General features: G+C 53.2%; 22 protein-coding genes and 1 pseudogene. 11 read left to right on the forward strand and 12 right to left on the reverse strand.

What is annotated here, in order from left to right; all coding sequences use genetic code 11:
• The first annotated feature begins 237 nt into the window (after nt 1-237).
• A complete protein-coding gene (locus ACOQH0_RS12395; RefSeq protein ID WP_421510464.1) occupies nt 238-1,446 on the forward strand; it encodes an aldose 1-epimerase family protein in 1,209 nt (402 codons plus the stop codon).
• A gap of 38 nt (nt 1,447-1,484) precedes the next feature.
• On the opposite strand, the gene tyrR is transcribed toward ACOQH0_RS12395, so the two are convergent.
• The 3 genes from tyrR to ACOQH0_RS12410 all read right to left on the reverse strand — a co-directional run bounded on the left by tyrR (nt 1,485) and on the right by ACOQH0_RS12410 (nt 5,586).
• Nucleotides 1,485-3,026: a transcriptional regulator TyrR gene (gene tyrR / locus ACOQH0_RS12400; protein WP_421510465.1), complete on the reverse strand. Its 1,542-nt coding sequence runs from the start codon at nt 3,024-3,026 to the stop codon at nt 1,485-1,487.
• Between the two features lie 113 nt (nt 3,027-3,139).
• The gene (locus tag ACOQH0_RS12405) at nt 3,140-4,192 is read right to left on the reverse strand and encodes a TIGR01620 family protein (RefSeq protein ID WP_421510466.1); all 1,053 of its coding nucleotides are present in this window, start codon (nt 4,190-4,192) and stop codon (nt 3,140-3,142) included.
• On the reverse strand, nt 4,189-5,586 hold the full coding sequence (locus ACOQH0_RS12410) for a YcjX family protein (protein ID WP_042714924.1): 1,398 nt from the start codon (nt 5,584-5,586) through the stop codon (nt 4,189-4,191). The genes ACOQH0_RS12405 and ACOQH0_RS12410 overlap by 4 nt, the downstream gene beginning before the upstream one ends.
• Before the next feature lie 153 nt (nt 5,587-5,739).
• Here ACOQH0_RS12410 and ACOQH0_RS12415 point away from each other — a divergent pair, with 153 nt between their 5' ends.
• Complete coding sequence (locus ACOQH0_RS12415; RefSeq protein ID WP_108417766.1) at nt 5,740-6,750, forward strand: LacI family DNA-binding transcriptional regulator; 1,011 nt, start codon at nt 5,740-5,742, stop codon at nt 6,748-6,750.
• A gap of 34 nt (nt 6,751-6,784) precedes the next feature.
• Here the strand turns inward: ACOQH0_RS12415 and ACOQH0_RS12420 are convergent, their stop codons facing one another.
• From ACOQH0_RS12420 to pspA, 9 genes and pseudogenes are all read right to left on the reverse strand, one after another.
• Entirely contained in the window at nt 6,785-7,699 is a 915-nt protein-coding gene (locus ACOQH0_RS12420; RefSeq protein WP_421510468.1) for an OmpG family monomeric porin, read from the reverse strand.
• A 66-nt stretch (nt 7,700-7,765) separates the two neighbouring features.
• A complete protein-coding gene (locus ACOQH0_RS12425) occupies nt 7,766-8,848 on the reverse strand; it encodes an ABC transporter ATP-binding protein (protein ID WP_256459375.1) in 1,083 nt (360 codons plus the stop codon).
• A 2-nt stretch (nt 8,849-8,850) separates the two neighbouring features.
• Nucleotides 8,851-9,528 carry a beta-phosphoglucomutase gene (gene pgmB, locus ACOQH0_RS12430; protein WP_421510469.1) on the reverse strand — a complete coding sequence of 226 codons (678 nt, stop codon included), beginning with the start codon at nt 9,526-9,528 and terminating at the stop codon, nt 8,851-8,853.
• Between the two features lie 98 nt (nt 9,529-9,626).
• Nucleotides 9,627-9,872: pseudogene (locus ACOQH0_RS12435) on the reverse strand (sugar ABC transporter substrate-binding protein); the annotation flags it as partial.
• Nucleotides 9,873-9,886: 14 nt separating this feature from the next.
• On the reverse strand, nt 9,887-11,584 hold the full coding sequence (locus tag ACOQH0_RS12440) for a sugar phosphorylase (RefSeq protein WP_421510470.1): 1,698 nt from the start codon (nt 11,582-11,584) through the stop codon (nt 9,887-9,889).
• Between the two features lie 199 nt (nt 11,585-11,783).
• Nucleotides 11,784-12,005, reverse strand: a complete 222-nt coding sequence (pspD, locus tag ACOQH0_RS12445) for a phage shock protein PspD (protein ID WP_010431696.1) — start codon at nt 12,003-12,005, stop codon at nt 11,784-11,786.
• A 12-nt stretch (nt 12,006-12,017) separates the two neighbouring features.
• The gene (gene pspC / locus ACOQH0_RS12450; RefSeq protein ID WP_089600645.1) at nt 12,018-12,377 is read right to left on the reverse strand and encodes an envelope stress response membrane protein PspC; all 360 of its coding nucleotides are present in this window, start codon (nt 12,375-12,377) and stop codon (nt 12,018-12,020) included.
• Nucleotides 12,377-12,601: an envelope stress response membrane protein PspB gene (pspB, locus tag ACOQH0_RS12455; RefSeq protein ID WP_010431698.1), complete on the reverse strand. Its 225-nt coding sequence runs from the start codon at nt 12,599-12,601 to the stop codon at nt 12,377-12,379. Before pspB ends, pspC begins: the two co-directional genes overlap by 1 nt.
• A 49-nt stretch (nt 12,602-12,650) precedes the next feature.
• Nucleotides 12,651-13,319: a phage shock protein PspA gene (gene pspA, locus ACOQH0_RS12460; RefSeq protein ID WP_010431699.1), complete on the reverse strand. Its 669-nt coding sequence runs from the start codon at nt 13,317-13,319 to the stop codon at nt 12,651-12,653.
• Nucleotides 13,320-13,485: 166 nt separating this feature from the next.
• On the opposite strand from pspA, the gene pspF reads away from it, so the two are divergent.
• From pspF to ACOQH0_RS12505, 9 genes are all read left to right on the forward strand, one after another.
• Nucleotides 13,486-14,463, forward strand: a complete 978-nt coding sequence (gene pspF, locus ACOQH0_RS12465; RefSeq protein ID WP_108417777.1) for a phage shock protein operon transcriptional activator — start codon at nt 13,486-13,488, stop codon at nt 14,461-14,463.
• Between the two features lie 88 nt (nt 14,464-14,551).
• Entirely contained in the window at nt 14,552-16,192 is a 1,641-nt protein-coding gene (gene sapA / locus ACOQH0_RS12470) for an ABC transporter substrate-binding protein SapA (protein ID WP_120158290.1), read from the forward strand.
• Nucleotides 16,189-17,154, forward strand: a complete 966-nt coding sequence (sapB, locus tag ACOQH0_RS12475) for a putrescine export ABC transporter permease SapB (RefSeq protein ID WP_010431704.1) — start codon at nt 16,189-16,191, stop codon at nt 17,152-17,154. The genes sapA and sapB overlap by 4 nt, the downstream gene beginning before the upstream one ends.
• Nucleotides 17,141-18,031, forward strand: coding sequence for a putrescine export ABC transporter permease SapC (sapC, locus tag ACOQH0_RS12480; protein WP_089600639.1), 891 nt, complete (start codon nt 17,141-17,143; stop codon nt 18,029-18,031). Before sapB ends, sapC begins: the two co-directional genes overlap by 14 nt.
• The gene (gene sapD / locus ACOQH0_RS12485; protein WP_089600637.1) at nt 18,031-19,023 is read left to right on the forward strand and encodes a putrescine export ABC transporter ATP-binding protein SapD; all 993 of its coding nucleotides are present in this window, start codon (nt 18,031-18,033) and stop codon (nt 19,021-19,023) included. Before sapC ends, sapD begins: the two co-directional genes overlap by 1 nt.
• Nucleotide 19,024: 1 nt before the next feature.
• A complete protein-coding gene (sapF, locus tag ACOQH0_RS12490; RefSeq protein WP_089600634.1) occupies nt 19,025-19,831 on the forward strand; it encodes a putrescine export ABC transporter ATP-binding protein SapF in 807 nt (268 codons plus the stop codon).
• Between the two features lie 124 nt (nt 19,832-19,955).
• Nucleotides 19,956-20,744 carry an enoyl-ACP reductase FabI gene (fabI, locus tag ACOQH0_RS12495; RefSeq protein WP_010431723.1) on the forward strand — a complete coding sequence of 263 codons (789 nt, stop codon included), beginning with the start codon at nt 19,956-19,958 and terminating at the stop codon, nt 20,742-20,744.
• A 156-nt stretch (nt 20,745-20,900) separates the two neighbouring features.
• Complete coding sequence (locus ACOQH0_RS12500) at nt 20,901-21,887, forward strand: CMD domain-containing protein (protein WP_421510473.1); 987 nt, start codon at nt 20,901-20,903, stop codon at nt 21,885-21,887.
• A gap of 88 nt (nt 21,888-21,975) precedes the next feature.
• Nucleotides 21,976-23,910, forward strand: coding sequence for an exoribonuclease II (locus ACOQH0_RS12505; protein ID WP_108417784.1), 1,935 nt, complete (start codon nt 21,976-21,978; stop codon nt 23,908-23,910).
• Nucleotides 23,911-24,210: the final 300 nt, after the last annotated feature.

A 24,210-nucleotide genomic window follows, 5' to 3' on the forward strand; every position in this document is an offset into this window, starting at 1 on the left:
GCGTCGCGGGGTTTTTTATTGCCAGAATTGCTGAATCGTTAAGGCATAAATACTTTTAACTCACACTTTTCATGTAAATAATGTTTAGTAGATAAACAAACAGGAGAGTTAAATCTCATTTTTCAGGTAAAAAAGCCGTTATTTTCTCACCAGTGAACCGCATCACATTTCCCCTCCCCTCTAAACATTAGATTTGCTGACGTATTCAAATAATCGTTTCAGCAAAAAGGGATAAATATGAAAATTAAACTGGCGTTGACGGTGGTTGCAGTACTGATTTCGGGTCATGTCTCGGCAAAAACATGGGTGCTGACAAGCGCTGAAAGCGGTGTGGAAAAAGGAAACTGGCGAATTTCGAGTGATGAGCTGAACGCTAAAGGGCCGAACTTCAGCATCGAACAAAAAGTTCTCCACGGCGGTAAGCAGGAAGGCAGCAAAATTATTGTTATTAGCAGTAAAAATGGCCTGACAATAACGTTGAGTCCAACTCGTGGTATGAATTTACTGCGCGTTGAGGGTTTTGGGTCAAGAATGGGCTGGGACTCTCCGGTTAAAGAGGTCGTTAACCCGGCATTTATCAATCTGGAAAGTCGAAATGGACTCGGCTGGCTGGAAGGTTTCAACGAAATGATGGTTCGCTGCGGCTATGAGTGGACAGGCCACCCGGTAACAGCGGACGGGCAGATTTACACGCTGCACGGTAAGGCGGGGAATACGCCGGTATCTCAGGTTGAAGTCGAGGTCGCTGATGCTGCACCGCATGAAATCCGCATTCGCGGTCTGATTAAAGAGAGCACCTTCAAAAAAGCCGACCTGCAAACGATGACCGAACTGCGTTATGTTCCCGGAAGCAACCAGTTCAGCCTGCATGATGTCCTGACCAACCATGCTGACTACCCGCACGACTATCAAATCATCTACCACAGCAACTTTGGCACACCGATCCTTGAAGAAGGCGCTCGCTTCCTGGCTCCGGCCGCCAGCGTGAGTCCATTTAACGATTACGCCAAAGCGGGTCTGAACGGCTGGCAAACCTATGCCGGTCCGACAAAAGGGTTTGATGAGATGGTCTTTAATATCACGCCGCTGGCTGACAAAGATCGCCAGACGCTTGCTGCGGTGGTCAACAAAGCGGGTGATAAAGGGGCATCAATTCAGTTTGATACTCGCCAGTTGCCGGTTCTGACATTGTGGAAAAATACCGACACGTTGAAGCAAGGCTATGTCACGGGTATTGAACCCGGTACCAGCTACGCCTATCCGGTCACGATTGAACGCGAGCAGAAACGCGTTAAGCAGCTGGAACCTGGCGCAAGTACGCAGTTCGATCTCACCTATACCCTGCTTCATAACCAGGATCAGGTGAAAGCGGTGGAAAACAGGATCGCGGCGATTCAGGGTGAGACAAAACCAGACCTCGTTGCCACCCCAATCGCGAAGGAATAAGTGGATATTCAAAAGCCTCCCTGCGGAGGCTTTTGCTTTTATTCGTCGCCTTTCTTATGGTTCAGCCCATACTCACGTAGCTTATTCGCAATCGCGGTATGTGACACCCCAAGCCGCTTGGCCAGCTTGCGTGTGCTTGGATAGCTACGATACAGCTGCGTCAGCACAGAGCGCTCAAAACGACTGGTGATATCGTCGAGCGAGCCTTCCATCGCCTCTTCACCTACCGACACCGTCCCGGCATCGTAATCCGGCAACAGGATATCCTGAGGCCGCAGCTCGTATCCTTCCAGTTGAGTCAATGCACGATACACGGCGTTTTTCAACTGACGAATATTGCCCGGCCAGCCGTAGCGCGTCAGCACCGTGCCCAGATCGGCAGAAAGCTTCGGACGCGGCACCCCCTGCTCATCTGCAAAGCGGGCCACAAACAGTTCCGTCAGCGGGATGATGTCTTGCGGACAATCGCGCAGCGGCGGGATGTTAAGCGTCAGCACGTTCAGACGATAATAGAGATCTTCCCTGAACACCCCCTTTTGCACCAGCTCCACCAGGTTTTTCTGGGTGGCGCAAATGACGCGAACGTCGACGTGGACTTCATGGTCCTCACCCACGCGACGGAAGGTACCGTCGTTCAGGAAACGAAGCAGCTTAGCCTGCATCCGCGCAGACATCTCGCCGATTTCATCCAGCAGGACCGAACCGCCGTTGGCCTGTTCGAAGAATCCTTTTTTCCCTTCCGGCGCATGGCCAAACAGTTCACTTTCAACGGCATCTTCAGGGATCGACGCGCAGTTCAGTGCCAGGTAAGGTTTTGCCGCCCGCGGGCTGGCCATATGTACGGCATGCGCGAGTAAATCTTTCCCCGTTCCCGTGTCCCCCGTTATCAGCAAGGGTGCCGTCAAACTGGCAAGCTTACGTGCCTGATCGACCACATGACGCATTTTCGGGCTGATGGCAATAATCTGGCTGAATGCGCCGACGTCCTGGCTGGAAATATTCTGCAGTTGGCGTCCCATACGGACGGTGGAACGCAGCATGATCACGGCCCCCGTGAGGACACGACTGTCGTTTTCCCCTTTCAGGTAGACAGGCGTGATCTCCATCAGGAAATTTTGCCCGTTAATGACGACATGTTCGCTGTGGGTGTTTTGCGGGTTACTGTCCAGCCAGCGCTGGAAGTTAAAGCCGGGGATCAGCTGCGTAGCGTGATGATTGCTGAGTTTCTCCTGACTCTGCGCAAAAAGCTGGCAGCTCGCCAGATTCACGCGCTCAACTTTACTTTTCAAGTCGAGAGACAAGAAAGGTTCAGGCATGGCTTCCAGCAGCGCGCTCAGCGCCAGGTGCTCTCGCTCTGACGGCATCCAGGGGATGGTACGGACATCCGTAACGCCAGCGATACGGCGGATTTCCCCCATCAGGCTACTGAAGGTGTTGAATTCAATTTCGGCAAAATTGAGGTAAATTCGCCCGACAGGATCGATCTCAATGCCACGTAAATCAATGCTACGTAAAACAAGAAGATCGAGTAACTCGCGGGTCAGACCGAGACGGTCCTCACAAAAGACTTCCAGACGCATGGGAAATTCACCATTCTTAGCCATTAACGCTAAAATGATATGTCAGATCACGGTATTCTGGAAGGTGGCTGTCAACAAATATTGACAGCCAGCACGAATAGTAAGCAAGGCCTTTACGGGGTCAGTTTCTTATTGAGCGTATCTTTCAGTTGCCCAATGAGCTCACGACGGAAATCGCCCAGACGAGGCTTATCACCATCGAACCAGGGCAGCGGACGGCATACTTCCATTGCTTTGATACCCAAACGAGCAGTCAGCAAACCGGCACCAATCCCCTGAGCAGCACGTGCGGACAGACGCGCCGCCAGATCTTGTGACATCCAGTCCATACCCACTTCACGAACCAGCTCACTGGCACCGGCAAACGCGATATTCAGCAGCACCAGCTTGAACAGGCGCAGACGGCTGTAATAGCCCAGTTCGATGCCGTACAGATTTGCAATACGGTTAATCAAACGCAGGTTACGCCAGGCGATAAATGCCATATCCACCAGCGCCAGAGGACTGACGGCAATCATCAGCGTGGACTCCGCCGCCGAACGGCTGATTTCACGTCGCGCCTGCGCATCCAGCACCGGCTGCACCAGGTGGGAATAAAGCGTCACCACTTCACGATCGTTCTGAGTCTCATGAATGGCGGCATACCAGCGCTGAAGCGCCGGGTGCGACTTGTCTATACCGGCCTGTGCGGCCAGTTTCTCACAGAAGTCCCGGCCCTTCCCCGTGCCGTGGCTGTGAAGCAGATCCCGGGCGATATCTCGCTCGTGTGCGCGCTGTCGTAAACGCCACAGACGCCGCCACTCGGTAGCAACCGACCCGACACCCGCCCCCACAATCAGCGCACCCGCAGCACATCCACCCAGGGCAACCCAGTCCTGGGTTTGCCAGGCGTTGATCGTCCACTGAACGCCCTGACCCACCACGCTTACGCCAAATAACGCCAGCCCGGCAGTGACCATCTTCCGCCACAGGCTACGTTTCGGGCGTAAGGCCGCTTCAACCACCGCTTCAGCCGGACCGTCCTCGACGCTGGGCTCTTCAGTCAGCACTGGAGCAAAGTTATCAGCCTGCGCGCCGTTAAAGGTTTGCGCCGTTTTAAACGCCTCCTGATGCTCTTTCTCAAGCGTCCCGGTAAAGTCAATGCGCGGTTTTAACGGTTCCGTCATCGCAATTTATCTCCAATCAAAAATTCCAGAGCCGCATCCAGACGAATGTGCGGTAACGGCCGATCGACGCTCATGGTTTGTGGCCGGAAGGCTTCGAACTGGAAGCCCTGATTTTGCCAAAATGCCTGCCCCGGCAGACGAGCCGGTACCTCTCCCGGATAGACGGTCAACGGTTCACCGTCGCTGAGACGGTTGCCCCGCAGTGCAGGGATCTTTTCGCCATTAACGTCTATCAACCCGCTCTGTGTCGCCTGTACCGAGGCCAGCCCGAGGCAGTCCATACCGATCCCTTCAAACGCAGCGTTCTGCCAGGCATCCTGCACCAGCTGCTGCAGCAGCGAGACCAAATTGGCATGCTGATCGACCGTCACGTGGTCGGCCTTGGTGGCGGCAAAAAGCAGTTTATCGATCACCGGCGAGAACAGACGGCGGAACAGCGTGCGCTGTCCATAATGAAAACTTTGCATCAGTTGCGTCAGCGCAAGGCGCATATCGTTAAACGCCTGCGGTCCGCTGTTGAGCGGCTGAAGGCAGTCCACCAGCACGATCTGGCGGTCGAAACGTAAAAAATGATTTTTGTAGAAACCTTTAACCACTTTTTCGCAGTAGTAATTGTAGCGCTCGCGCAGCATCCCGGCGTTGGTGTGCTTGTCGGCTTGCGCCAGCTTTGATTCCCCGTATGCATCCACATCCGGCCAGGGGAAGAACTGCAGTGCTGGTGCCCCCGCTAAGTCTCCCGGCAGAACAAAACGACCTGGCTGGATGAAATGCAGCCCTTCCTGTTTGCACTGATGCAAATACGCCGTCCAGGCCTCGGCAATCGTTGCCAGCCGGTTTTCATCCGCAGGGGCCAGGGGATCTAACCCCTCGCACAGCTGTCGCCATTTTGCCGACCACCCGGCACGTTGCCCCTGCAATAATCCCGTCATCTGGCGGGACCACGTCAGATAATCCTGGGCCAGCATTGGCAAATCAAGCAGCCACTCACCAGGGTAATCCACAATTTCCAGATAGAGCGTCGACGTATCCTTGAAGTGGCGCATGAGGGATTCATTGGAGCGAAAACGGAGCGCAAGGCGAATTTCACTCACGCCGCGCGTCGGCGTCGGCCATGTCGGCGGGTCGCCATAAAGCTGTGCCAACCCTTCATCATAGGTAAAACGAGGAATGCCGAAGTCGCGCTGAGGCACGCGCTTAACGCCCAGCAAACGCTCTTCGCGCACGGCGCTTAGCAGCGGCAGGCGTGCCCCGGCGTGCAGATTCAGCAGTTGGTTCACCATCGCCGTGATGAACGCCGTTTTGCCGCTGCGGCTGAGTCCCGTCACCGCCAGACGCAGATGGCGATCCACACCGCGGTTCACCAGAGAGTTGAGTTCGTTTTTAAGTCGCTTCATCGCCGTCCTTCATTGCGTGGAAACCTGAAATGCATGGCTTCAGAATACAATAAATGGGGGCAGATCGTTGATTATCAATTCTTATTTATTGCTATTGCCGTTTTCTCTCCAGTAAGATGAACGGCATTGCTGTTTGTCTGGAGTGAGAGGTGTATGTCACCCACTATCTATGATATCGCCCGGGTTGCTGGCGTTTCAAAATCAACCGTGTCGCGCGTTCTGAATAAACAAACGAATATTTCTCCTGAAGCGCGTGACAAAGTGTTGAAGGCGATTGACGAATTAAATTATCAGCCCAACAAACTTGCCCGCGCCCTGACCTCTTCTGGCTTCGACGCCATTATGGTAATTTCAACGCGTTCAACCAAAACGACTGCCGGTAACCCTTTCTTCTCTGATGTACTTCATACCATTACGGCAAAAGCTGAAGAAGAAGGTTTTGACGTTATTTTGCAGACGTCTAAAAGCAGTGAAGATGACCTGCTAAAATGTGTGAACAAAATAAAGCAAAAAATGATTAAAGGGATCATTATGCTGAGTTCACCGGCCGATGAATCTTTTTTTACTACCCTGGATGCGTATGGCGTACCGGTAGTCGTCATCGGTAAAGTGGAAGGCGATTTTACGAATATTTACTCCGTCGACACGGATAATTTTCATGACAGTGCCACGCTAACAGATAATTTTATTAAAAACGGACGGCATAAAATTGCCTGCCTGCATGCGCCGCTTGATTATCATGTTTCTATCGATCGTCTTTCAGGCTATAAAGCCAGTCTGGAAAAGAATAACATTGCTATTAATCCAGACTGGATCATCGATGGCGGGTATACACACGAGAGCGCGCTTACTGCGGCCATTCAATTATTGTCCTCTACCACGCCGCCTGACGCGGTATTTGCGACTGACAGCATGAAGTTACTTGGTCTTTATCGCGCGGCGGATGAGTTAAACCTGATGATCCCAGAGCAGGTTGTGGTTGCGGGATACAGCGATCCGATGCTGTCACTCATTCTCACGCCTGCACCTGGAGGCTTTGATATTCCTACCCGCAAGCTGGGCGAAGAGAGTTGCGATCTGCTGTTTAAGCGTATCGCCGGTCATCCTGCGCCACAAAAGGTACTCGTTGATACCCATTTTTCACTTGCAGCCTCCCTACGGTAATACCAGGGGCGGTTAGCCCCTGGTATTGTGTCGATCAAAATGCGTAATTCACGCCAACGCCCGCATAGTGGAAGCGGTCGCTTTCACCTTCATCATGGTTTTCCCACTCATAGGCGTATTCCAGCGTCATGGATAAACCATTGTTGAAATCGTAAGCGTAGAGGAGACCGAGTCGGTTGAAATCATGTCCTTCACGCTCAGGATCGTCCTGCCAGTCCCAGTTCGACCAGCGATCAAGCCCAAGGCGGGTATAAGGCGTAAGCGTCGTCTGACCTAATGAAATGGGCAGATACGCACGAATTTCCTGCGTCGAAAACTCGCCGTTATCACGTGAACTGTCCATATTGAAACCGCGCTCTAAATAGTAATTCACTTTAGCCGCAAAGGTTTCGTTGATGGTCCAGGTAAAGCCCGTTTCGGTTTCGACACGGCTGTCAGCATAACCGGTTTTTTCCAGGTCATTGGCAAACTGATACATGGCAAACCAGCCGCCAAAACGCCAGTCATCGGTTAATTTAATATCCCAGTCAGGCTGAATTTTATAGCGCTGCATATTAGCGCTGCCATCTTTCGCCCCCTTTTCATCTTTGAAGTGGTATCCATAATTACGGAAACCACCCGTCAGGCCGAGTGTAAAATCATCCGTTCCAATAAAGCGATAGCGCAATTCTAATTCAGGACGGTCGAAATAGGTTCCACGGGTCATACTGCTGTAATCAACTGGCCCTTCCTGATACATCGCCATCGAAATTGTCCACGCATCCCAGGTGGCGTTAAACCAGACGGAGGGTTCATATAAACCATCTTTATCGTCGCCCTGACCTTCGACGTTTTCAATTTCATACATTGCACCGATATTAAATTCCCAGTGTTTTGCTGTTTCTTCGGCTTGCGCGCAGCTAACCCCTGCGCACAGCACGAGCGCAGCACTTCGTAGTAGAGTACTCATTAAAATATTCCTTTATAATTAACAAACAAAAAAACCGGAAATTTGCATTTCCGGCAAACACCTTTCTTATCTAATAGCCGCTTCGGTATCCGCGTCGAAGAAATGGCACTTATTCATATCAAACTGGATGCCGATGGTATCCCCTGCGGCATAATCATTTGCTGCTCCCGCCCGGACAACCAGTTCATGCCCGCCGACGGTGGCATAAAGCATAAACTCCGCCCCCGTCAACTCGGCTACGCTCACTTTCGCGGCGATGTCTTCCCCCTGTCGCTGAAGCGTCAGAATATCTTCCGGTCGGATCCCAAACACCACGGCTTTACGCTGATAGCCCGCGGCGTTGAGTGCCGCAAGCGTCTCTTCCGGGATTTCCAGACGCAGCGTTTCTGTCACAAAATAACGGTCGTCTAACGCCCCGCGAATGAAGTTCATGGCGGGTGAACCAATGAACCCGGCGACAAACATATTCGCGGGCTCGTTATACACCTGCTTCGGTGCCCCCACCTGCTGAATAAAGCCGTCCTTCAAAATCACGATGCGTGTGGCCATCGTCATCGCTTCCGTCTGATCGTGGGTCACGTAAATCATCGTGGTATTGAGTTTCTGGTGCAGCTTGCTGATTTCAGCGCGCATCTGCACGCGAAGCTTGGCGTCGAGGTTAGAAAGCGGTTCATCCATCAGGAAGACACCGGCTTCGCGCACTATCGCCCTGCCTAATGCCACACGCTGCCGCTGACCGCCGGACAACGCGCCAGGTTTACGCTTGAGATACTCACGCAATCCCAGGATTTGAGCCGCCCAGTTAACGCGCTCTTCGATAACCGCAGGCGCGATTTTCTGCATCTTCAGGCCAAACGCCATGTTGTCGTAGACCGTCATATGGGGATAAAGCGCATAGTTCTGGAAAACCATCGCGATGTCGCGAGACTTGGCGGGGACATCGTTCATGCAGACGCCGTCTATCACCAGTTCACCGGCGCTGATTTCCTCCAGTCCGGCGATCATGCGCAGCGTCGTCGATTTACCGCAGCCAGATGGCCCGACGAAGACGATGAACTCCTTGTCCTCAATTTCGAGGTTGAAATCCTTCACCACGTGGACCTGGTTATCGTAGATTTTCTGAATGTGTTTCAGAGACAGTTGAGCCATTATTAATTCCTTATCAATGCCGTCCGGGACGCCCAGAAATCCGTCAGGCATTTCCAGGTCAGTTCCCGCGTTGAATGAAGTTGTAATCCCGCATGGTTCAGGCCAGGTCCAATCCCAACCGACAACATCCCTGCCGCATTGATCGCTTCAACACCCGCCGCCGCATCTTCGATACCGATGGTCTCTTCAGGACGGACATTCAGCCCTGCGCAGGCAGCGAGGAAGATCTCCGGGTCAGGTTTTGAGCAGGTAATACGAGAAGCATCTGCGCAAAAATCAAAAGCCTTATGAATCCCCAACGCCTGTAATATGCCGGGGGCGTTGAGGGAAACGGAGGCCAGCCCAATTTTGATTTTCGCCACGCGAATATCCGCCAGCACTTCGCGGATACCCGGAAGCAGCGAATCGTGGGTCAACGACGCCAGGGACTGGACATAGAGATCGTTTTTCTTCCCGGCAAGCGCGAGGCATTGCTTGTCGTCAAACGTTCCCTCTTTTCCACCGTGCCGCAGGATCCGCTGCAGGGAATCCATGCGGCTAATTCCCTTTAGTTGCTCGTTGAACACCTCGTCGATGGTGATACCAATCTCCTGTGCCACGCTACGCCAGGCCAGGAAATGCAGATGAGCGGTATCGGTGATCACGCCATCCAGATCAAATACAACTGCATTAAGCGTCATAGCGCCCCTCGGTGGTAGCGGTCCCATTCATTGACGTAAGAAAATCCGTACGTGCAAAGACCTGCAGCCCCGAGACGTTAAGGGTTTTACCCCATAGCGTTACGGGCCAGAGTGATGACCTTGGTGTTGTAGGCATCCTCTTCCACCGGTACCTGTTTCACCGTGATGGTTGGGTTTTCCTTCTCGAATTTCTCAATCAGTTTCGTAATGACGGCCTGACGTTCCTGCTCCACCGACGAATGCATAAATTCAATGGTGACGTTCGATGGCTTGTCGTCCTTACATCCTGATATCAGGGCGCACGAAACCAGTGCTGACAGCAGCACAATTTTGGTCATCTTCATTTTTGAGGTCCTTTTTAGTTTTCTTTAATCCACATCACCTGCCATGGATTAAGGGTCAGAGTCGTACCGCTAATATTCTGTTTCGTAATCAGCTCCGTACCGGATATCCCTTCAGAATTCACGGTCTGAATATGTTGGCTAAAGTTAAATAATGCCGTTATTCGCTCACCCTTTTCGGTCACGCGAATAATTTTAAGAATATGTTCACCGGATGTTTCGAAAAGTGCGTGGCTATCTGGATGAAATACCTGCTCCGCTCTGCGAATCGCAATCAATTCGCTTAGCTGTTTAAATATTTTATGGCGAATGCCTGTTGTGTTTGAGAGTTCTGAATCAATGTCACTGACAATGTATTTTTTGCGGTTGATTGCGCGATTATATCCTAGCCGCTCCACGCCTTCATAATCATTACGTGAGCCCAGCGCACTCTGAATATAAATGGCAGGCACGCCAGGGAAACTCAATAAGACCGCATGCGCCAGAATAAAACGTGCAATACGTTCGTTCTCAGCTGCATTTTTCGGGCTTAATGCGTCCAGATAGGTAACATTAATTTCATAAGGACTTCGCGTTCCGTCAGGGTTATTTTTCCAGTTGACCAGAGCCCCTTCCTGCTGAAGTTTTTCCACCAGCGAAAGGATGTCGGATTCTGGTAAAATCCCGCGTAACGGATTCAGGCCGATACCATCATGCGAAGCTAAAAAATTGAACCAGGTGGTTTTCGTGGAAGGGAGTTCCAGCGATGAGGCCCACTGGCTCAGGGTGCGGACATCCTGACGATGGATGGCATGCAACACCAGCGGCGGTAAAGAGAACTGATACACCATCTGCGCTTCATTTTCGCCGTTGCCGAAATAAGAGATGTTGTCTTTATGCGGAACGTTTGTTTCGGTGATGATGACCGTTCCCGGTGCCACAGCCTCGGTAATCGCGCGGAATAGCTGGATGAGCTGGTGGGTTTGTTCCAGATGGATGCAGTGTGTCCCGGGGATTTTCCACATAAAACCCACGGCATCGAGACGGATGTAATTCGCCCCTTCCATCAGGTAATGAAGCAGTACATCCACCATGGCAATTAACACGTCCGGTGAAGCAAAGTTCAGATCGATCTGGTCTTCGCTAAAGGTGGTCCACAGGTGACGGACGCTGCCGTCATGAAGCGTAAAAGGCGTCAGAAGCGGTAACGCTCGCGGGCGCGTCACGGCGGATAAGTCTGTTTGCGGATCGACAGAAATAAAGAAATCTTCATAGCCAGGAGTTTGCTTTAGATAGTTTGCAAACCATTGGCTTTTTGCCGACATATGATTGCACACGTAATCAAACATCAGGCTGGTGGACTGTTTTAATTCAGCAATATCACTCCAGGTTCCGGTTTCTGGTGCCACTTCATGATAATCGATAACAGAAAAACCATCGTCAGAGGACCACGGATAAAAAGGCAGAAGATGGACATGAGAAAAGGAATGACAAAGCCACTTATTATAAAAACGGGTAAACACCGGCAGCGCGTTCTCCCCTGCTGCCGAAAACTGATCGGCATAGGTAATGAGGACGACATCTTTTTCATCCCAGCCAGATTTACGTTTTTCCGTAATAAGAGAAGCGGCATTACCGATTTTTTCCAATAACACCTTGCGGTGTGTATCAGTAAAGGTTTCCCCGTAAATAAGATCAATGAGTTTATTAATTTTTGCGTTCACTTTGTTTTCCATGGTAGCGGTCCCACGGATCGCAATCTACTCCCATGAAAAATATCTGTCAACGGACCAGGAAGCATAAAATCGCCCTGACAAAGCAGCGCAGAGCAGTAATGTGAGCTACAGCAAAGAAAGAATAAAAAGACAGAGTGCCAGGCAGAAACGCCGCTAGCCCTTCTCTCGGGTGAGAAAGGGCTAACGCAATGAGGAAGGGTCAGGAAAAGTATCGACGTGAAACGCGTTTTGCCAGTTTCTGCAGCATCGGTTCCAGCGCCACGGCAAGCAGCATTCTGACCGGTTTACGGGCAACAGATTTTATCGCCCAGCCCGCCACACCGGCCGGACCGTAACGCAACGCTGTCAGCAGGACCAGTTTACCTGCGATTTTCAGGCCGGGTTTTACCTTCTGACCGGCCTGTTGCCAGTTTTGTTTCATTAATGTTCTCTCTTAAAGCTGACGAAAACGGCTTCTCAGCGTAAAGGTATCAGAGGTGATATAGCGTTCCATTTCCCGCAGCCGCTTCTCCCCTTCAGCCAGTTGATCATCAACGGCGTTGAGCAGGTCGCTGCTGGTCGGTGCGCCTTCCGCCGCCAGTTCACCGTCAGGCATGGGGTCGAGTACAAACGACAGCACGATATAGGCCACCAGAGTAATAAAAGCCAGACCAAAGAAAATCGACAGTACCGTCACCACACGAACCAGTTTCACCGGTACATCGAGATAATGGGCCAATCCAGCACAAACGCCGCGTACCATGCCCTGCTGCGGGATGCGCCACAATTTTTTGTTCAGGTTCAGTCCAGACATTAACGCTCCCTCCAGTTCGGATGTTCTGCATCCAGGATAGCTTCCAGCGCCTGAATGCGATCGCGCATCTTATTCGCCTGATCGGTAAGCTGCACAAGACGTTGTTGCTCACTCTGAGAAAGCTCTCCACGCGAAGAGCGGTTACTGTAGTGCAGCCATAACCAAATCGGCAGAACGAACAGCACGAAAATGGTCAGGGGAATTGCCAGAAAAAGCGCGCTCATGTGTACTCCTTGTTTTATGATGCGGCACGCTCAGGTGCCGCACGAATTATTACTGGTTGTCTTGCTTCATTTTGGCTTTCAACGCCGCCAGCTGCTCGCTGATTTCGTCGTCGGCTTTCAAATCGGCAAACTGCTGATCCAGCGTTTTCTGCTTACCGATACTGTGACTTTCCGCTTCCGCTTCCATGTGGTCGATACGGCGTTCGAAAGATTCGAAACGGGCCATCGCTTCGTCCAGCTTACCGCTGTCCAGCTGACGGCGAACGTCACGGGAAGAGCTTGCCGCCTGGTGGCGAAGCGTCAACGCTTGTTGACGAGCGCGGGTTTCGCTGAGTTTATTCTCAAGCTCGCCGATCTCTTTCTTCATACGAGAGAGCGTGTCATCAACCAGCGTCACTTCGTGTTCGAGCGCAGTTACAACATCTGACAACTTCTGTTTTTCAATCAGCGCGGCACGAGCGAGGTCTTCTTTATCTTTACGTAACGCCAGTTCGGCTTTTTCCTGCCATTCGTTGAGCTGGGTGGTCGCCTGCTCAATGCGACGCGTGAGCTGCTTTTTCTCAGCCAGCGCACGAGCGGAGGTGGAACGCACTTCAACCAGCGTGTCTTCCATTTCCTGAATCATCAGACGCACCAGCTTCTGCGGATCTTCCGCTTTCTCAAGCAGTGAGTTGATGTTGGCGTTCACGATGTCGGCAAAACGAGAAAAAATACCCATAATCAAATCCTCATATTTCTGTTATCGGGCGATGCCCTGCTCCAGAGATAATACAAATCCCATGCCAACTTTTTATCTCATTGATATTATTAGATGTGATTGATATTTGCACATTATGGCACTATCCTCACCTGGTGAATATCACTAAGGAGTGGTTAATTTCATCATGACCGGATACAAAGACAACTTACTGGGTGAAGCGAACAGTTTTCTTGAAGTTCTTGAACAGGTTTCGCGCCTGGCACCTCTCAATAAACCGGTGCTCATTATCGGCGAGCGCGGTACGGGTAAGGAACTGATAGCCAACCGTCTCCACTATTTATCCGGGCGCTGGGATGGGCCATTTATCTCCCTTAACTGCGCGGCGTTGAATGAGAATCTGCTCGATACTGAACTGTTTGGTCATGAAGCGGGGGCGTTTACCGGTGCACAAAAACGCCATCCCGGGCGGTTCGAGCGTGCAGATGGCGGCACACTGTTCCTCGATGAACTGGCGACAGCCCCAATGCTGGTTCAGGAAAAGCTGCTGCGCGTCATTGAATATGGCGAGCTGGAGCGCGTCGGCGGAAGCCAGCCGCTACAGGTTAACGTGCGTCTGGTCTGCGCGACCAACGCCAATCTGCCGGAAATGGTGGCGGAAGATACATTTCGCGCAGACCTGCTCGACAGGCTGGCGTTTGACGTCGTACAACTGCCGCCGCTGCGTGAAAGGCGCAGCGACATCATGCTGCTGGCAGAGCAGTTTGCCATCCAGATGTGCCGTGAGCTGGGTCTGCCTCTTTTCCCCGGCTTCAGCGATTACGCCACAGAAACCCTGCTCGGCTACCCGTGGCCGGGGAATATTCGAGAACTGAAAAACGTGGTAGAGCGTTCGGTTTATCGCCACGGCAGCAGCGAAACCGAACTGGACAACATTATTCTCGACCCGTTTAAGCGCAACGCTCAGCCCGCTGTTGTGCCTGTCAATAACACTGACGTGCCGTCTCTGCCGCTCGATTTGCGTCAATTTCAGCATAAACAGGAACAGCAGTTACTGGAACAGAGCCTCCAGCAGGCGAAATATAACCAGAAACAGGCGGCTGATTTACTGGGTCTGACCTACCATCAATTAAGGGCATTGCTCAAAAAGCATCAAATGCGCTGACATTATCAGCACTTATCTGCAGACATTTTTACGAAGCAGGTGTAAGTGCGATACACTTTGCAGATCGAACCTAAAAACCTTAAAAATTATGCGTCTGGTTTTATCGTCCTTGTTGGCACTCGGTCTGTTCAGCAACCTGGCTGTTGCTGCGCCTGAGCGATCTGCGCTCCCTGATATTCGCGATAGCGGATTTGTCTATTGCGTCAGCGGGCAAGTTGATACCTTTAACCCGCAAAAAGCGGGTAGCGGCCTGATTGTCGATACGCTGGCCGCACAGCTGTACGATCGTCTGCTTGATGTTGATCCGTATACCTACCGCCTGGTGCCAGAGCTTGCTGAGAGCTGGGAAGTGCTGGATAACGGCGCAACCTACCGTTTCCATCTCCGCGATGATGTCGACTTCCAGCGCACGCCATGGTTTACGCCCACCCGCAAACTGAACGCGGATGACGTGGTGTTTACCTTCCAGCGCATCTTTGACCGTCATCACCCGTGGCACAACGTTAACGGCGGAAACTTCCCCTATTTCGACAGTCTGCAGTTTGCCGATACCGTCAAAAGCGTGCGCAAGCTGGATAACCGGACGGTAGAGTTCCGGCTGGTTCGCCCGGATGCCTCTTTCCTCTGGCATCTGGCAACACACTATGCGTCAGTGATGTCGGCAGAATACGCGGCTACGCTGACGAAAAAAGATCGCCAGGAACTGCTCGACCGCCAGCCTGTCGGTACGGGCCCGTTCCAGCTGGCAGAGTATCGTGCCGGACAGTTTATTCGCCTGCAGCGTCACGAACATTTCTGGCGCGGCACGCCGCTGATGCCCCAGGTGGTTGTCGATCTGGGCTCTGGCGGTACAGGACGTCTTTCGAAGCTGTTAACCGGTGAGTGCGATGTGCTTGCCTGGCCAGCAGCCAGCCAGCTGACCATTCTGCGTGACGATCCGCGTCTGCGCCTGACATTGCGTCCGGGGATGAACATTGCCTATCTGGCGTTCAACACCGACAAACCGCCGCTGAACAATCCTGCCGTTCGCCACGCGCTGGCGTTAGCAATCAATAACCAGCGTCTGATGCAGTCGATTTACTACGGTACCGCAGAAACGGCTGCTTCTATTTTACCGAGAGCCTCCTGGGCCTACGACGGCGAAGCTAAAATTACTGAATACAATCCGGCGAAAGCGCGCGAACAGCTCAAGGCTCTGGGAGCGGAAAACCTGACGCTGCAACTCTGGGTGCCGACCAGTTCACAGGCGTGGAACCCAAGCCCGCTGAAAACAGCGGAACTGTTGCAGGCCGATATGGCGCAGGTGGGCGTTAAAGTGATCATCGTCCCTGTCGAAGGTCGTTTCCAGGAGGCTCGCCTGATGGATATGAACCATGATTTGACGCTGGCGGGCTGGTCTACCGACAGTAACGACCCGGACAGCTTCTTCCGCCCGTTGCTCAGCTGCGCCGCGATTAACTCGCAGACCAACTACGCGCACTGGTGTCATCGGGAATTTGATGCCGTGTTACAAAAAGCGCTCGCCTCACAACAGCTTGCGTCGCGTATAGAAGCCTACGACGAAGCCCAGAATATTCTGGCTCGGGAACTCCCGGTGCTCCCGCTGGCCTCATCCCTGCGCTTGCAGGCCTATCGGTACGATATTAAAGGGCTGGTACTGAGTCCGTTTGGCAACGCCTCCTTCGCAGGGGTCACTCGTGAAAAAGAGCAAGAGGTGAAGAAACCATGATCATATTTACCTTGCGCCGTCTGCTGTTGCTGTTGGTTACGCTGTTCTTTTTGACCTTCGTGGGCTTTAGCCTGAGCTATTTCACGCCCCACGCCCCGCTTCAGGGATCGTCACTGTGGGATGCGTGGCTGTTCTGGTTTAACGGCGTACTGCACTGGGACTTCGGGGTTTCCAGCATTAACGGACAGCTGATCTCAGAACAGTTGAAAGAGGTTTTCCCGGCGACCATGGAGCTGTGCATACTGGCTTTTGGCTTTGCTTTAATGGTGGGCATTCCCGTGGGGATGCTGGCCGGCATTTATCGCAATAAATGGCAGGATAAATTTATCAGCGCCATTGCCCTGCTTGGCTTCTCAATCCCGGTATTTTGGCTGGCGCTGCTGCTCACCCTCTTCTTCTCTCTGACGCTGGGCTGGCTGCCGGTTTCCGGGCGATTCGATCTGCTTTATACGGTTAAAACGGTGAGCGGGTTTGCCATCATCGATGCATGGCTTTCGGATTCGGTCTGGCGCGATGAGATGATCATGAGTGCGCTGCGTCATATGGTGCTGCCGGTTCTGACTTTAGCCGTTGCGCCTACCACCGAAGTGATCCGCCTGATGCGCATCAGCACCATTGAGGTGTTCGATCAAAACTACGTCAAAGCGGCCGCCACGCGCGGGCTGTCGCGTCTGACTATTCTGCGTCGCCATGTGCTGCACAATGCGCTTCCGCCGGTTATTCCCCGCCTGGGATTACAATTCTCTACCATGCTCACGCTGGCGATGATCACGGAGATGGTCTTTAGCTGGCCGGGTCTGGGGCGCTGGATGATCAACGCCATTCGCCAGCAGGATTACGCAGCGATCTCCGCCGGTGTGATGGTGATTGGCTCACTGGTGATTATTGTGAACGTTCTTTCCGATATTTTGGGTGCCATGGCCAACCCTCTGAAGCATAAGGAATGGTATGCCTTACGATAGCGTATACAGTGAAAAGCGCACGCCCGGTGCGCTACGTACCGTGTGGCGTAAATTCTATGGTGACACCACGGCTATGATCGGCCTTTACGGCTGTGCTGGCCTGGCCTTGCTGTGCGTGTTGGGTTCGTGGTTTGCACCGTATGGCATCGATCAGCAGTTCCTTGGCTATCAACTTTTGCCGCCTTCGTGGTCCCGCTATGGGGAAGTCTCCTTCTTCCTCGGGACTGACGATCTTGGACGTGACGTGTTAAGCCGCCTTCTGAGCGGCGCGGCCCCGACGGTGGGCGGTGCGTTTGTGGTTACGCTGGCGGCCACGATCTGCGGCCTGGCGCTGGGCATTTTTGCAGGCTCTACTCACGGGTTGCGTTCGGCGGTGCTGAACCACATTCTGGATACCCTGCTCTCTATTCCGTCTTTGCTGCTTGCCATTATCGTCGTGGCGTTCGCTGGACCACATCTGTCACACGCGATGTTTGCCGTCTGGCTGGCGATCCTGCCGCGCCTGGTTCGCTCGGTATACAGCCTGGTGCATGACGAACTGGAAAAAGAGTATGTTGTCGCGGCCCGTCTGGACGGCGCGACAACGTTTAATATTTTGTGGTTTGCTGTATTGCCGAACATTGCTGCCGGACTGGTCACAGAGATCACCCGCGCCCTGTCGATGGCTATCCTGGACATCGCCGCGCTGGGTTTCCTCGATCTGGGGGCGCAACTGCCCTCCCCTGAATGGGGTGCAATGCTCGGTGATGCCCTGGAGCTTATCTATGTCGCACCGTGGACGGTCATGCTGCCAGGGGCGGCCATTATGGTGAGCGTACTGCTGGTCAACCTGCTGGGCGACGGCATTCGCCGTGCGATTAATGCGGGGGTGGAATAATGCCGTTACTTGATATCCGCAACCTGACAATCGAATTCAAGACCGGTGAAGGCTGGGTGAAGGCAGTGGACCGCATCAGCATCACGCTTGCTGAAGGCGAAATCCGCGGGCTGGTTGGAGAGTCTGGCTCCGGTAAGAGCTTGATCGCCAAAGCCATCTGCGGCGTGGCGAAGGACAACTGGCGCGTCACCGCTGACCGCATGCGCTTTGATGATATCGACCTACTGCGCCTCTCCCCTCGGGAACGCCGCAAGCTGGTGGGTCATAACGTGTCGATGATTTTCCAGGAGCCGCAATCCTGTCTCGACCCGTCCGAGCGCGTGGGTAAACAGCTGATGCAGAACATCCCCGGCTGGACCTATAAAGGACGCTGGTGGCAGCGTTTTGGCTGGCGCAAGCGCCGTGCCATTGAGCTACTGCACCGTGTCGGGATTAAAGATCACAAAGACGCGATGCGCAGCTTCCCTTACGAACTGACCGACGGCGAATGTCAAAAAGTGATGATTGCCATCGCGCTGGCAAACCAGCCACGCCTGCTGATTGCTGATGAACCCACAAACGCGATGGAGCCCACCACGCAGGCGCAAATTTTCCGCCTGCTGACGCGTCTTAATCAGAACAATAACACCACCATTTTGCTGATCAGCCATGACCTGCAGATGCTGAGCAAATGGGCGGATAAAATTGACGTGATGTATTGCGGTCAGACGGTCGAAACTGCCGTCAGTGAAGATCTGGTGAATACACCGCATCATCCATACACCCAGGCACTGATCCGCGCGATACCGGATTTCGGTAGCGCGATGCCGCATAAAAGCCGTCTGAATACTTTGCCGGGTGCCATTCCCCTGCTGGAGTCGTTGCCTATTGGCTGCCGTCTGGGGCCACGTTGTCCCTACGCTCAGCGTAAATGCATTGAGACGCCGCGTCTCACTGGGGCGAAAAGCCATCTGTACGCCTGTCATTTCCCGCTGAACATGGAGAGAGAGTGAAATGGTCGAAACCTTACTGGAAGTTCGTAACCTGAGTAAGACCTTTCGCTACCGCACAGGGCTCTTTCACCGCCAGACCGTAGAGGCGGTAAAGCCGTTGAGCTTCACGCTGCGCGAGAAACAGACGCTGGCGATCATTGGCGAGAACGGTTCCGGAAAATCCACGCTGGCGAAAATGCTGGCGGGTATGGTTGAGCCAACCGATGGCGAAGTGCTGATTGACGATCACCCGCTAAAATTTGGTGACTACTCTTTCCGCAGCCAGCGCATCCGCATGATCTTTCAGGATCCGTCTACTTCCCTCAATCCGCGCCAGCGAATTTCGCAGATCCTGGATTTCCCGCTGCGGTTGAATACCGACCTGGAGCCTGAAGCCCGACGTAAACGCATCGTCGAGACGCTGCGTTTAGTCGGACTGCTTCCCGATCATGTGAGCTACTACCCGCACATGCTTGCACCGGGTCAGAAACAACGTCTGGGGCTGGCACGCGCGTTGATTCTGCGTCCTAAGGTGATTATTGCCGATGAAGCCCTTGCCTCGCTGGATATGTCGATGCGTTCGCAGTTAATTAACCTGATGCTGGAATTACAGGAAAAACAGGGTATCTCTTATATCTACGTGACCCAGCATCTTGGCATGATGAAACACATCAGCGACCAGGTCATGGTGATGCACCAGGGTGAAGTTGTCGAACGAGGAAGTACGGCTGATGTGCTGGCCTCCCCGCTGCACGATTTGACGAAACGGCTCATCGCCGGGCATTTCGGTGAAGCATTGACCGCCGATGCGTGGAGAAAAGATCGATAAGCACGGGTCAACTGAGTGGTCGGATTAACTAAGCACGCGACACGTGATATTATCGCCGCGTTTTAACGACGATTGCCCCGCTAAGATGGCGATCGCCACAACAATGAATATAAGGATTAAAGCTATGGGTTTTCTTTCCGGTAAGCGCATTCTGGTGACTGGCGTTGCCAGCAAACTGTCCATCGCATACGGCATCGCACAGGCAATGCATCGCGAAGGCGCTGAGCTGGCGTTCACCTACCAGAACGACAAGCTGAAAGGCCGTGTTGAAGAGTTTGCCGCGCAGCTGGGTTCCAGCATTGTTCTGGAATGTGACGTTGCACAAGACGAAAGCATCGATGGCATGTTTGCTGAACTGGCTAAAACGTGGGAGAAATTCGACGGTTTCGTTCACTCCATCGGCTTCGCGCCTGGCGATCAGCTGGACGGCGACTACGTGAACGCGGTTACCCGTGATGGCTTCAAAATCGCTCACGACATCAGCTCCTACAGCTTCGTTGCGATGGCAAAATCCTGCCGCGCGATGTTGAACCCGGGCGCAGCCCTGCTGACCCTGTCCTACCTGGGCGCAGAGCGTGCTATCCCTAACTACAACGTGATGGGTCTGGCTAAAGCCTCTCTGGAAGCCAACGTTCGCTACATGGCGAATGCAATGGGTCCTGAAGGCGTGCGCGTTAACGCCATCTCTGCAGGTCCTATCCGCACCCTGGCCGCTTCCGGTATTAAAGATTTCCGTAAAATGCTGGCACACTGCGAAGCGGTTACCCCAATTCGTCGTACTGTGACCATTGAAGATGTGGGTAACTCTGCAGCTTTCCTGTGCTCTGACCTTTCTGCGGGTATCTCCGGCGAAGTGGTTCACGTTGACGGCGGTTTCAACATCGCTGCCATGAACGAGCTGGAAATCAAATAAGCGCGTGACTCTCTTCCCGTCCGGGAAGAGAGTTTCTCTCCCCCTGCAGCGCTCTTCGTTATTCCCTTCTGTTATTTGTTATCACCTAACAATATTTTTCCCCTCATCCGCCTTACGCCAGGATATTGATCGCCATTTTGAGATCAAGGAACGCCCATGGAACAACGCCGCTTTTCCGGCAAAGGCCACTGGTATCATGAAACCCAGTCCAACCACTCGCAAACGGATGTCCTGCCTTTGGTGCCCGAAGCCGCTAACGTCGACGATCGTTTTTTGCTCGATTTAGAACTCCCTGAAAAGATTGTCACCGCCTGCCATGGCTGGCTCGCTCCCGCCAGGGCCTTGTGCCACCTTCTGTTCCCGCTCAATATTGAGGTTAACCGACTGCACACGCTTAGTGCGTACGACAGACTCAGCACGGCGTTGACGGTCGCTCAGGCGTGTGGTGTTCAGCGACTTTGTAACCACTACGCTGCCCTGCTCGCCCCCCTCCCTGGTCCTGACTCCTCACGCGAAAGCAATCGCCGCCTGGCACAAATCACGCAATATGCCCGCCAACTTGCCAGCTCACCAGACGTCATTGACCACAAAGCGCAGCTACAGCTCGATGAAGTGGGCCTGACAACCTATGACATTGTGCTGATCAACCAGATTATCGGCTTTATTGGCTTTCAGGCGCGTGTTGTGGCGGTGTTTCAGGCGTTTCTGGGGCATCCTGTACGCTGGTTGCCCGGACACCATATTCCGCCGCATTCCTTACCGGTGACTATTCGTGTCTGGACCCCTGTACTGCCCGTCGTCGAACTGCGCTACGCGACCCCATTCCAGCTTGAGTCGCTTTCACGCTGGCAAGCAGAGCCGGAACTTCAGGCGCTCACGCCGGTGCTGAGCCACGAGCCTGCGCTACTCAACCTGACGGGCGAGATTCTGATCAATCACCGTCAAAGCGAGCCACAAACGCACGGGGCGCTTACGGCGGCAGTAGAGCTACTGACCCGTTCACCGGATCGTTTTAGCGCGGCACAATTCACGCCGCTGATTGATGCTGGGATCCCTGATATCCGCGCCATCAATCTGCTTACTCAAAGTGCATTTACTGGCTGGCTCGACCGCCTGCGAGTGGCGCTTGGCAAAGCGGAATAACCATACTTTTTACCCAAAGAGCGCTTGCTGAAGCAGTAAGATTCGCGTAAAACTGTCAGCCGCTCAATGGCTACGAAAATAGAACATTATGTTTCAGGACAACCCGCTGCTAGCGCAGCTTAAACAGCAACTGCATTCCCAGACGCCGCGTGCAGAAGGGGTCGTAAAAGCCACGGAAAAGGGCTTTGGCTTCCTTGAAGTTGACGGGCAAAAGAGCTATTTCATCCCGCCTCCGCAGATGAAAAAAGTGATGCACGGCGATCGCGTCACAGCGGTTATTCATACGGAAAAGGAACGCGAGTCCGCCGAGCCAGAAGAACTGATTGAACCTTTCCTGACTCGCTTCGTGGGCAAGGTACACAGAAAAGATGACCGTCTTTCCATCGTGCCGGACCATCCCCTGCTGAAAGATGCTATTCAGTGCCGTGCTGCGCGTGGCGTTGAGCATGATTTTAAAGAGGGTGACTGGGCCGTTGCTGAAATGCGCCGCCACCCTCTCAAAGGCGACCGTGGTTTCTATGCTGAGCTGACGCAATTTATCACCTTCGGCGACGACCACTTCGTCCCGTGGTGGGTAACGCTGGCGCGTCATAATCTTGAAAAAGAGGCACCAGACGGCGTCGCGACAGAAATGCAGGACGAAGGTCTGTCACGCCGTGACCTGACCGGTCTGGACTTTGTCACCATCGACAGTGCCAGCACCGAAGACATGGACGATGCGCTGTTTGCAGAAGAGACGGCGGATGGCAAAGTGCATCTGACCGTCGCGATTGCCGATCCTACCGCCTGGATTGTCGAAGGCAGCAAACTGGACGATATGGCAAAAGTGCGTTCGTTCACCAACTACCTGCCGGGCTTCAATATCCCGATGCTGCCGCGTGAACTCTCTGACGATCTCTGCTCGCTGCGCCCGAATGAAGTGCGCCCGGTACTCGCCTGCCGCATGACTATCGCCGCCGACGGCACGATTGAAGACGATATCGAATTCTTTGCTGCGACCATCGAGTCCAAAGCCAAGCTGGCCTATGACGACGTGTCCGACTGGCTGGAAAACACGGGCACCTGGCAACCTGAAAACGACGCCATTGCCGCGCAAATTCGACTGTTGCATCGCGTGTGTCTGAACCGCAGTGAATGGCGTAAAACCCATGCGCTGGTCTTTAAGGATCGTCCGGACTACCGTTTCGTGTTGGGTGAAAAAGGCGAAGTGCTGGATATCGTTGCTGAACCACGCCGCATCGCTAACCGTATTGTTGAAGAAGCCATGATTTCGGCCAACATTTGTGCCGCCCGCGTATTGCGCGACAAGTTAGGCTTCGGCATCTATAACGTGCATACCGGATTCGATCCGGCTAACACCGAGGCGCTGGCTGCCCTGCTGAAAACGCATGACGTGCATGTCGATCCTGAAGAAGTGCTGACGCTGCAAGGCTTCTGCAAACTTCGTCGCGAACTCGATGCGCAACCATCCGGTTTCCTCGACAGCCGTATTCGCCGCTTCCAGTCCTTTGCCGAAATCAGCATCGAACCGGGCCCGCATTTCGGTCTGGGGCTTGAAGCCTATGCCACCTGGACCTCTCCGATTCGTAAGTACGGCGACATGGTAAACCATCGCCTGCTGAAAGCGATTATCAAAGGGGAATCGGTCGCGCGTCCTCAGGATGATTCCACCGTGCAAATGGCCGAGCGCCGCCGCCTGAACCGTATGGCTGAACGCGATGTCGGTGACTGGCTGTACGCGCGCTTCCTGAATGATAAAGCTGGAACGGATGCCCGCTTCCCGGCGGAAATCATTGATATCAGCCGCGGCGGTATGCGCGTACGTCTGGTGGACAACGGTGCCGTTGCTTTCATTCCTGCGCCATTCCTGCATGCTGTACGCGACGAACTGGTGTGTAGCCAGGAAAACGGAACCGTGCAAATCAAAGGCGAAACGGTTTACAAAGTCACTGACGTGATTGATGTCAATATCGCTGAAGTTCGCATGGAAACGCGCAGCATTATTGCGCGCCCGGTCGCCTGATAAGCTGTTAAATTGTCGACCCTTTCCTTCATGGATGGGTCGACAAACTCTTCTCTCATCACAAACCACAAAATCACTGACTATTTTCAGTCTCCTCCCGCCCAAAATCGCCATAATTATCTACATTAAAAGAATCCCTTCATATTCGATTACGTGAATTTTTATACGCTGAGTATCCTTTTTTGCCTGACTCGTTTTATTATTAGAAATCAGGGAAAAAACAATAAGTTCACTTCGGTTTTGCCGCTGGATCACAACGGAAAGTCGACAACAAATGAATGATTTGTGCGCTAATGAGCA

The sequence above is a fragment of the Enterobacter sp. JS8-1 genome (genome assembly GCF_049187015.1).
GTDB classification, from domain to species: domain Bacteria; phylum Pseudomonadota; class Gammaproteobacteria; order Enterobacterales; family Enterobacteriaceae; genus Enterobacter; species Enterobacter mori.

Coding starts and splice junctions, on each gene's coding strand:
- ACOQH0_RS12395 (WP_421510464.1), top strand. CDS start 238: ATGAAAATTAAACTGGCGTTGACGGTGGTTGCAGTACTGATTTCGGGT.
- tyrR (WP_421510465.1), bottom strand. CDS start 3,026: ATGCGTCTGGAAGTCTTTTGTGAGGACCGTCTCGGTCTGACCCGCGAG.
- ACOQH0_RS12405 (WP_421510466.1), bottom strand. CDS start 4,192: ATGACGGAACCGTTAAAACCGCGCATTGACTTTACCGGGACGCTTGAG.
- ACOQH0_RS12410 (WP_042714924.1), bottom strand. CDS start 5,586: ATGAAGCGACTTAAAAACGAACTCAACTCTCTGGTGAACCGCGGTGTG.
- ACOQH0_RS12415 (WP_108417766.1), top strand. CDS start 5,740: ATGTCACCCACTATCTATGATATCGCCCGGGTTGCTGGCGTTTCAAAA.
- ACOQH0_RS12420 (WP_421510468.1), bottom strand. CDS start 7,699: ATGAGTACTCTACTACGAAGTGCTGCGCTCGTGCTGTGCGCAGGGGTT.
- ACOQH0_RS12425 (WP_256459375.1), bottom strand. CDS start 8,848: ATGGCTCAACTGTCTCTGAAACACATTCAGAAAATCTACGATAACCAG.
- pgmB (WP_421510469.1), bottom strand. CDS start 9,528: ATGACGCTTAATGCAGTTGTATTTGATCTGGATGGCGTGATCACCGAT.
- ACOQH0_RS12440 (WP_421510470.1), bottom strand. CDS start 11,584: ATGGAAAACAAAGTGAACGCAAAAATTAATAAACTCATTGATCTTATT.
- pspD (WP_010431696.1), bottom strand. CDS start 12,005: ATGAAACAAAACTGGCAACAGGCCGGTCAGAAGGTAAAACCCGGCCTG.
- pspC (WP_089600645.1), bottom strand. CDS start 12,377: ATGTCTGGACTGAACCTGAACAAAAAATTGTGGCGCATCCCGCAGCAG.
- pspB (WP_010431698.1), bottom strand. CDS start 12,601: ATGAGCGCGCTTTTTCTGGCAATTCCCCTGACCATTTTCGTGCTGTTC.
- pspA (WP_010431699.1), bottom strand. CDS start 13,319: ATGGGTATTTTTTCTCGTTTTGCCGACATCGTGAACGCCAACATCAAC.
- pspF (WP_108417777.1), top strand. CDS start 13,486: ATGACCGGATACAAAGACAACTTACTGGGTGAAGCGAACAGTTTTCTT.
- sapA (WP_120158290.1), top strand. CDS start 14,552: ATGCGTCTGGTTTTATCGTCCTTGTTGGCACTCGGTCTGTTCAGCAAC.
- sapB (WP_010431704.1), top strand. CDS start 16,189: ATGATCATATTTACCTTGCGCCGTCTGCTGTTGCTGTTGGTTACGCTG.
- sapC (WP_089600639.1), top strand. CDS start 17,141: ATGCCTTACGATAGCGTATACAGTGAAAAGCGCACGCCCGGTGCGCTA.
- sapD (WP_089600637.1), top strand. CDS start 18,031: ATGCCGTTACTTGATATCCGCAACCTGACAATCGAATTCAAGACCGGT.
- sapF (WP_089600634.1), top strand. CDS start 19,025: ATGGTCGAAACCTTACTGGAAGTTCGTAACCTGAGTAAGACCTTTCGC.
- fabI (WP_010431723.1), top strand. CDS start 19,956: ATGGGTTTTCTTTCCGGTAAGCGCATTCTGGTGACTGGCGTTGCCAGC.
- ACOQH0_RS12500 (WP_421510473.1), top strand. CDS start 20,901: ATGGAACAACGCCGCTTTTCCGGCAAAGGCCACTGGTATCATGAAACC.
- ACOQH0_RS12505 (WP_108417784.1), top strand. CDS start 21,976: ATGTTTCAGGACAACCCGCTGCTAGCGCAGCTTAAACAGCAACTGCAT.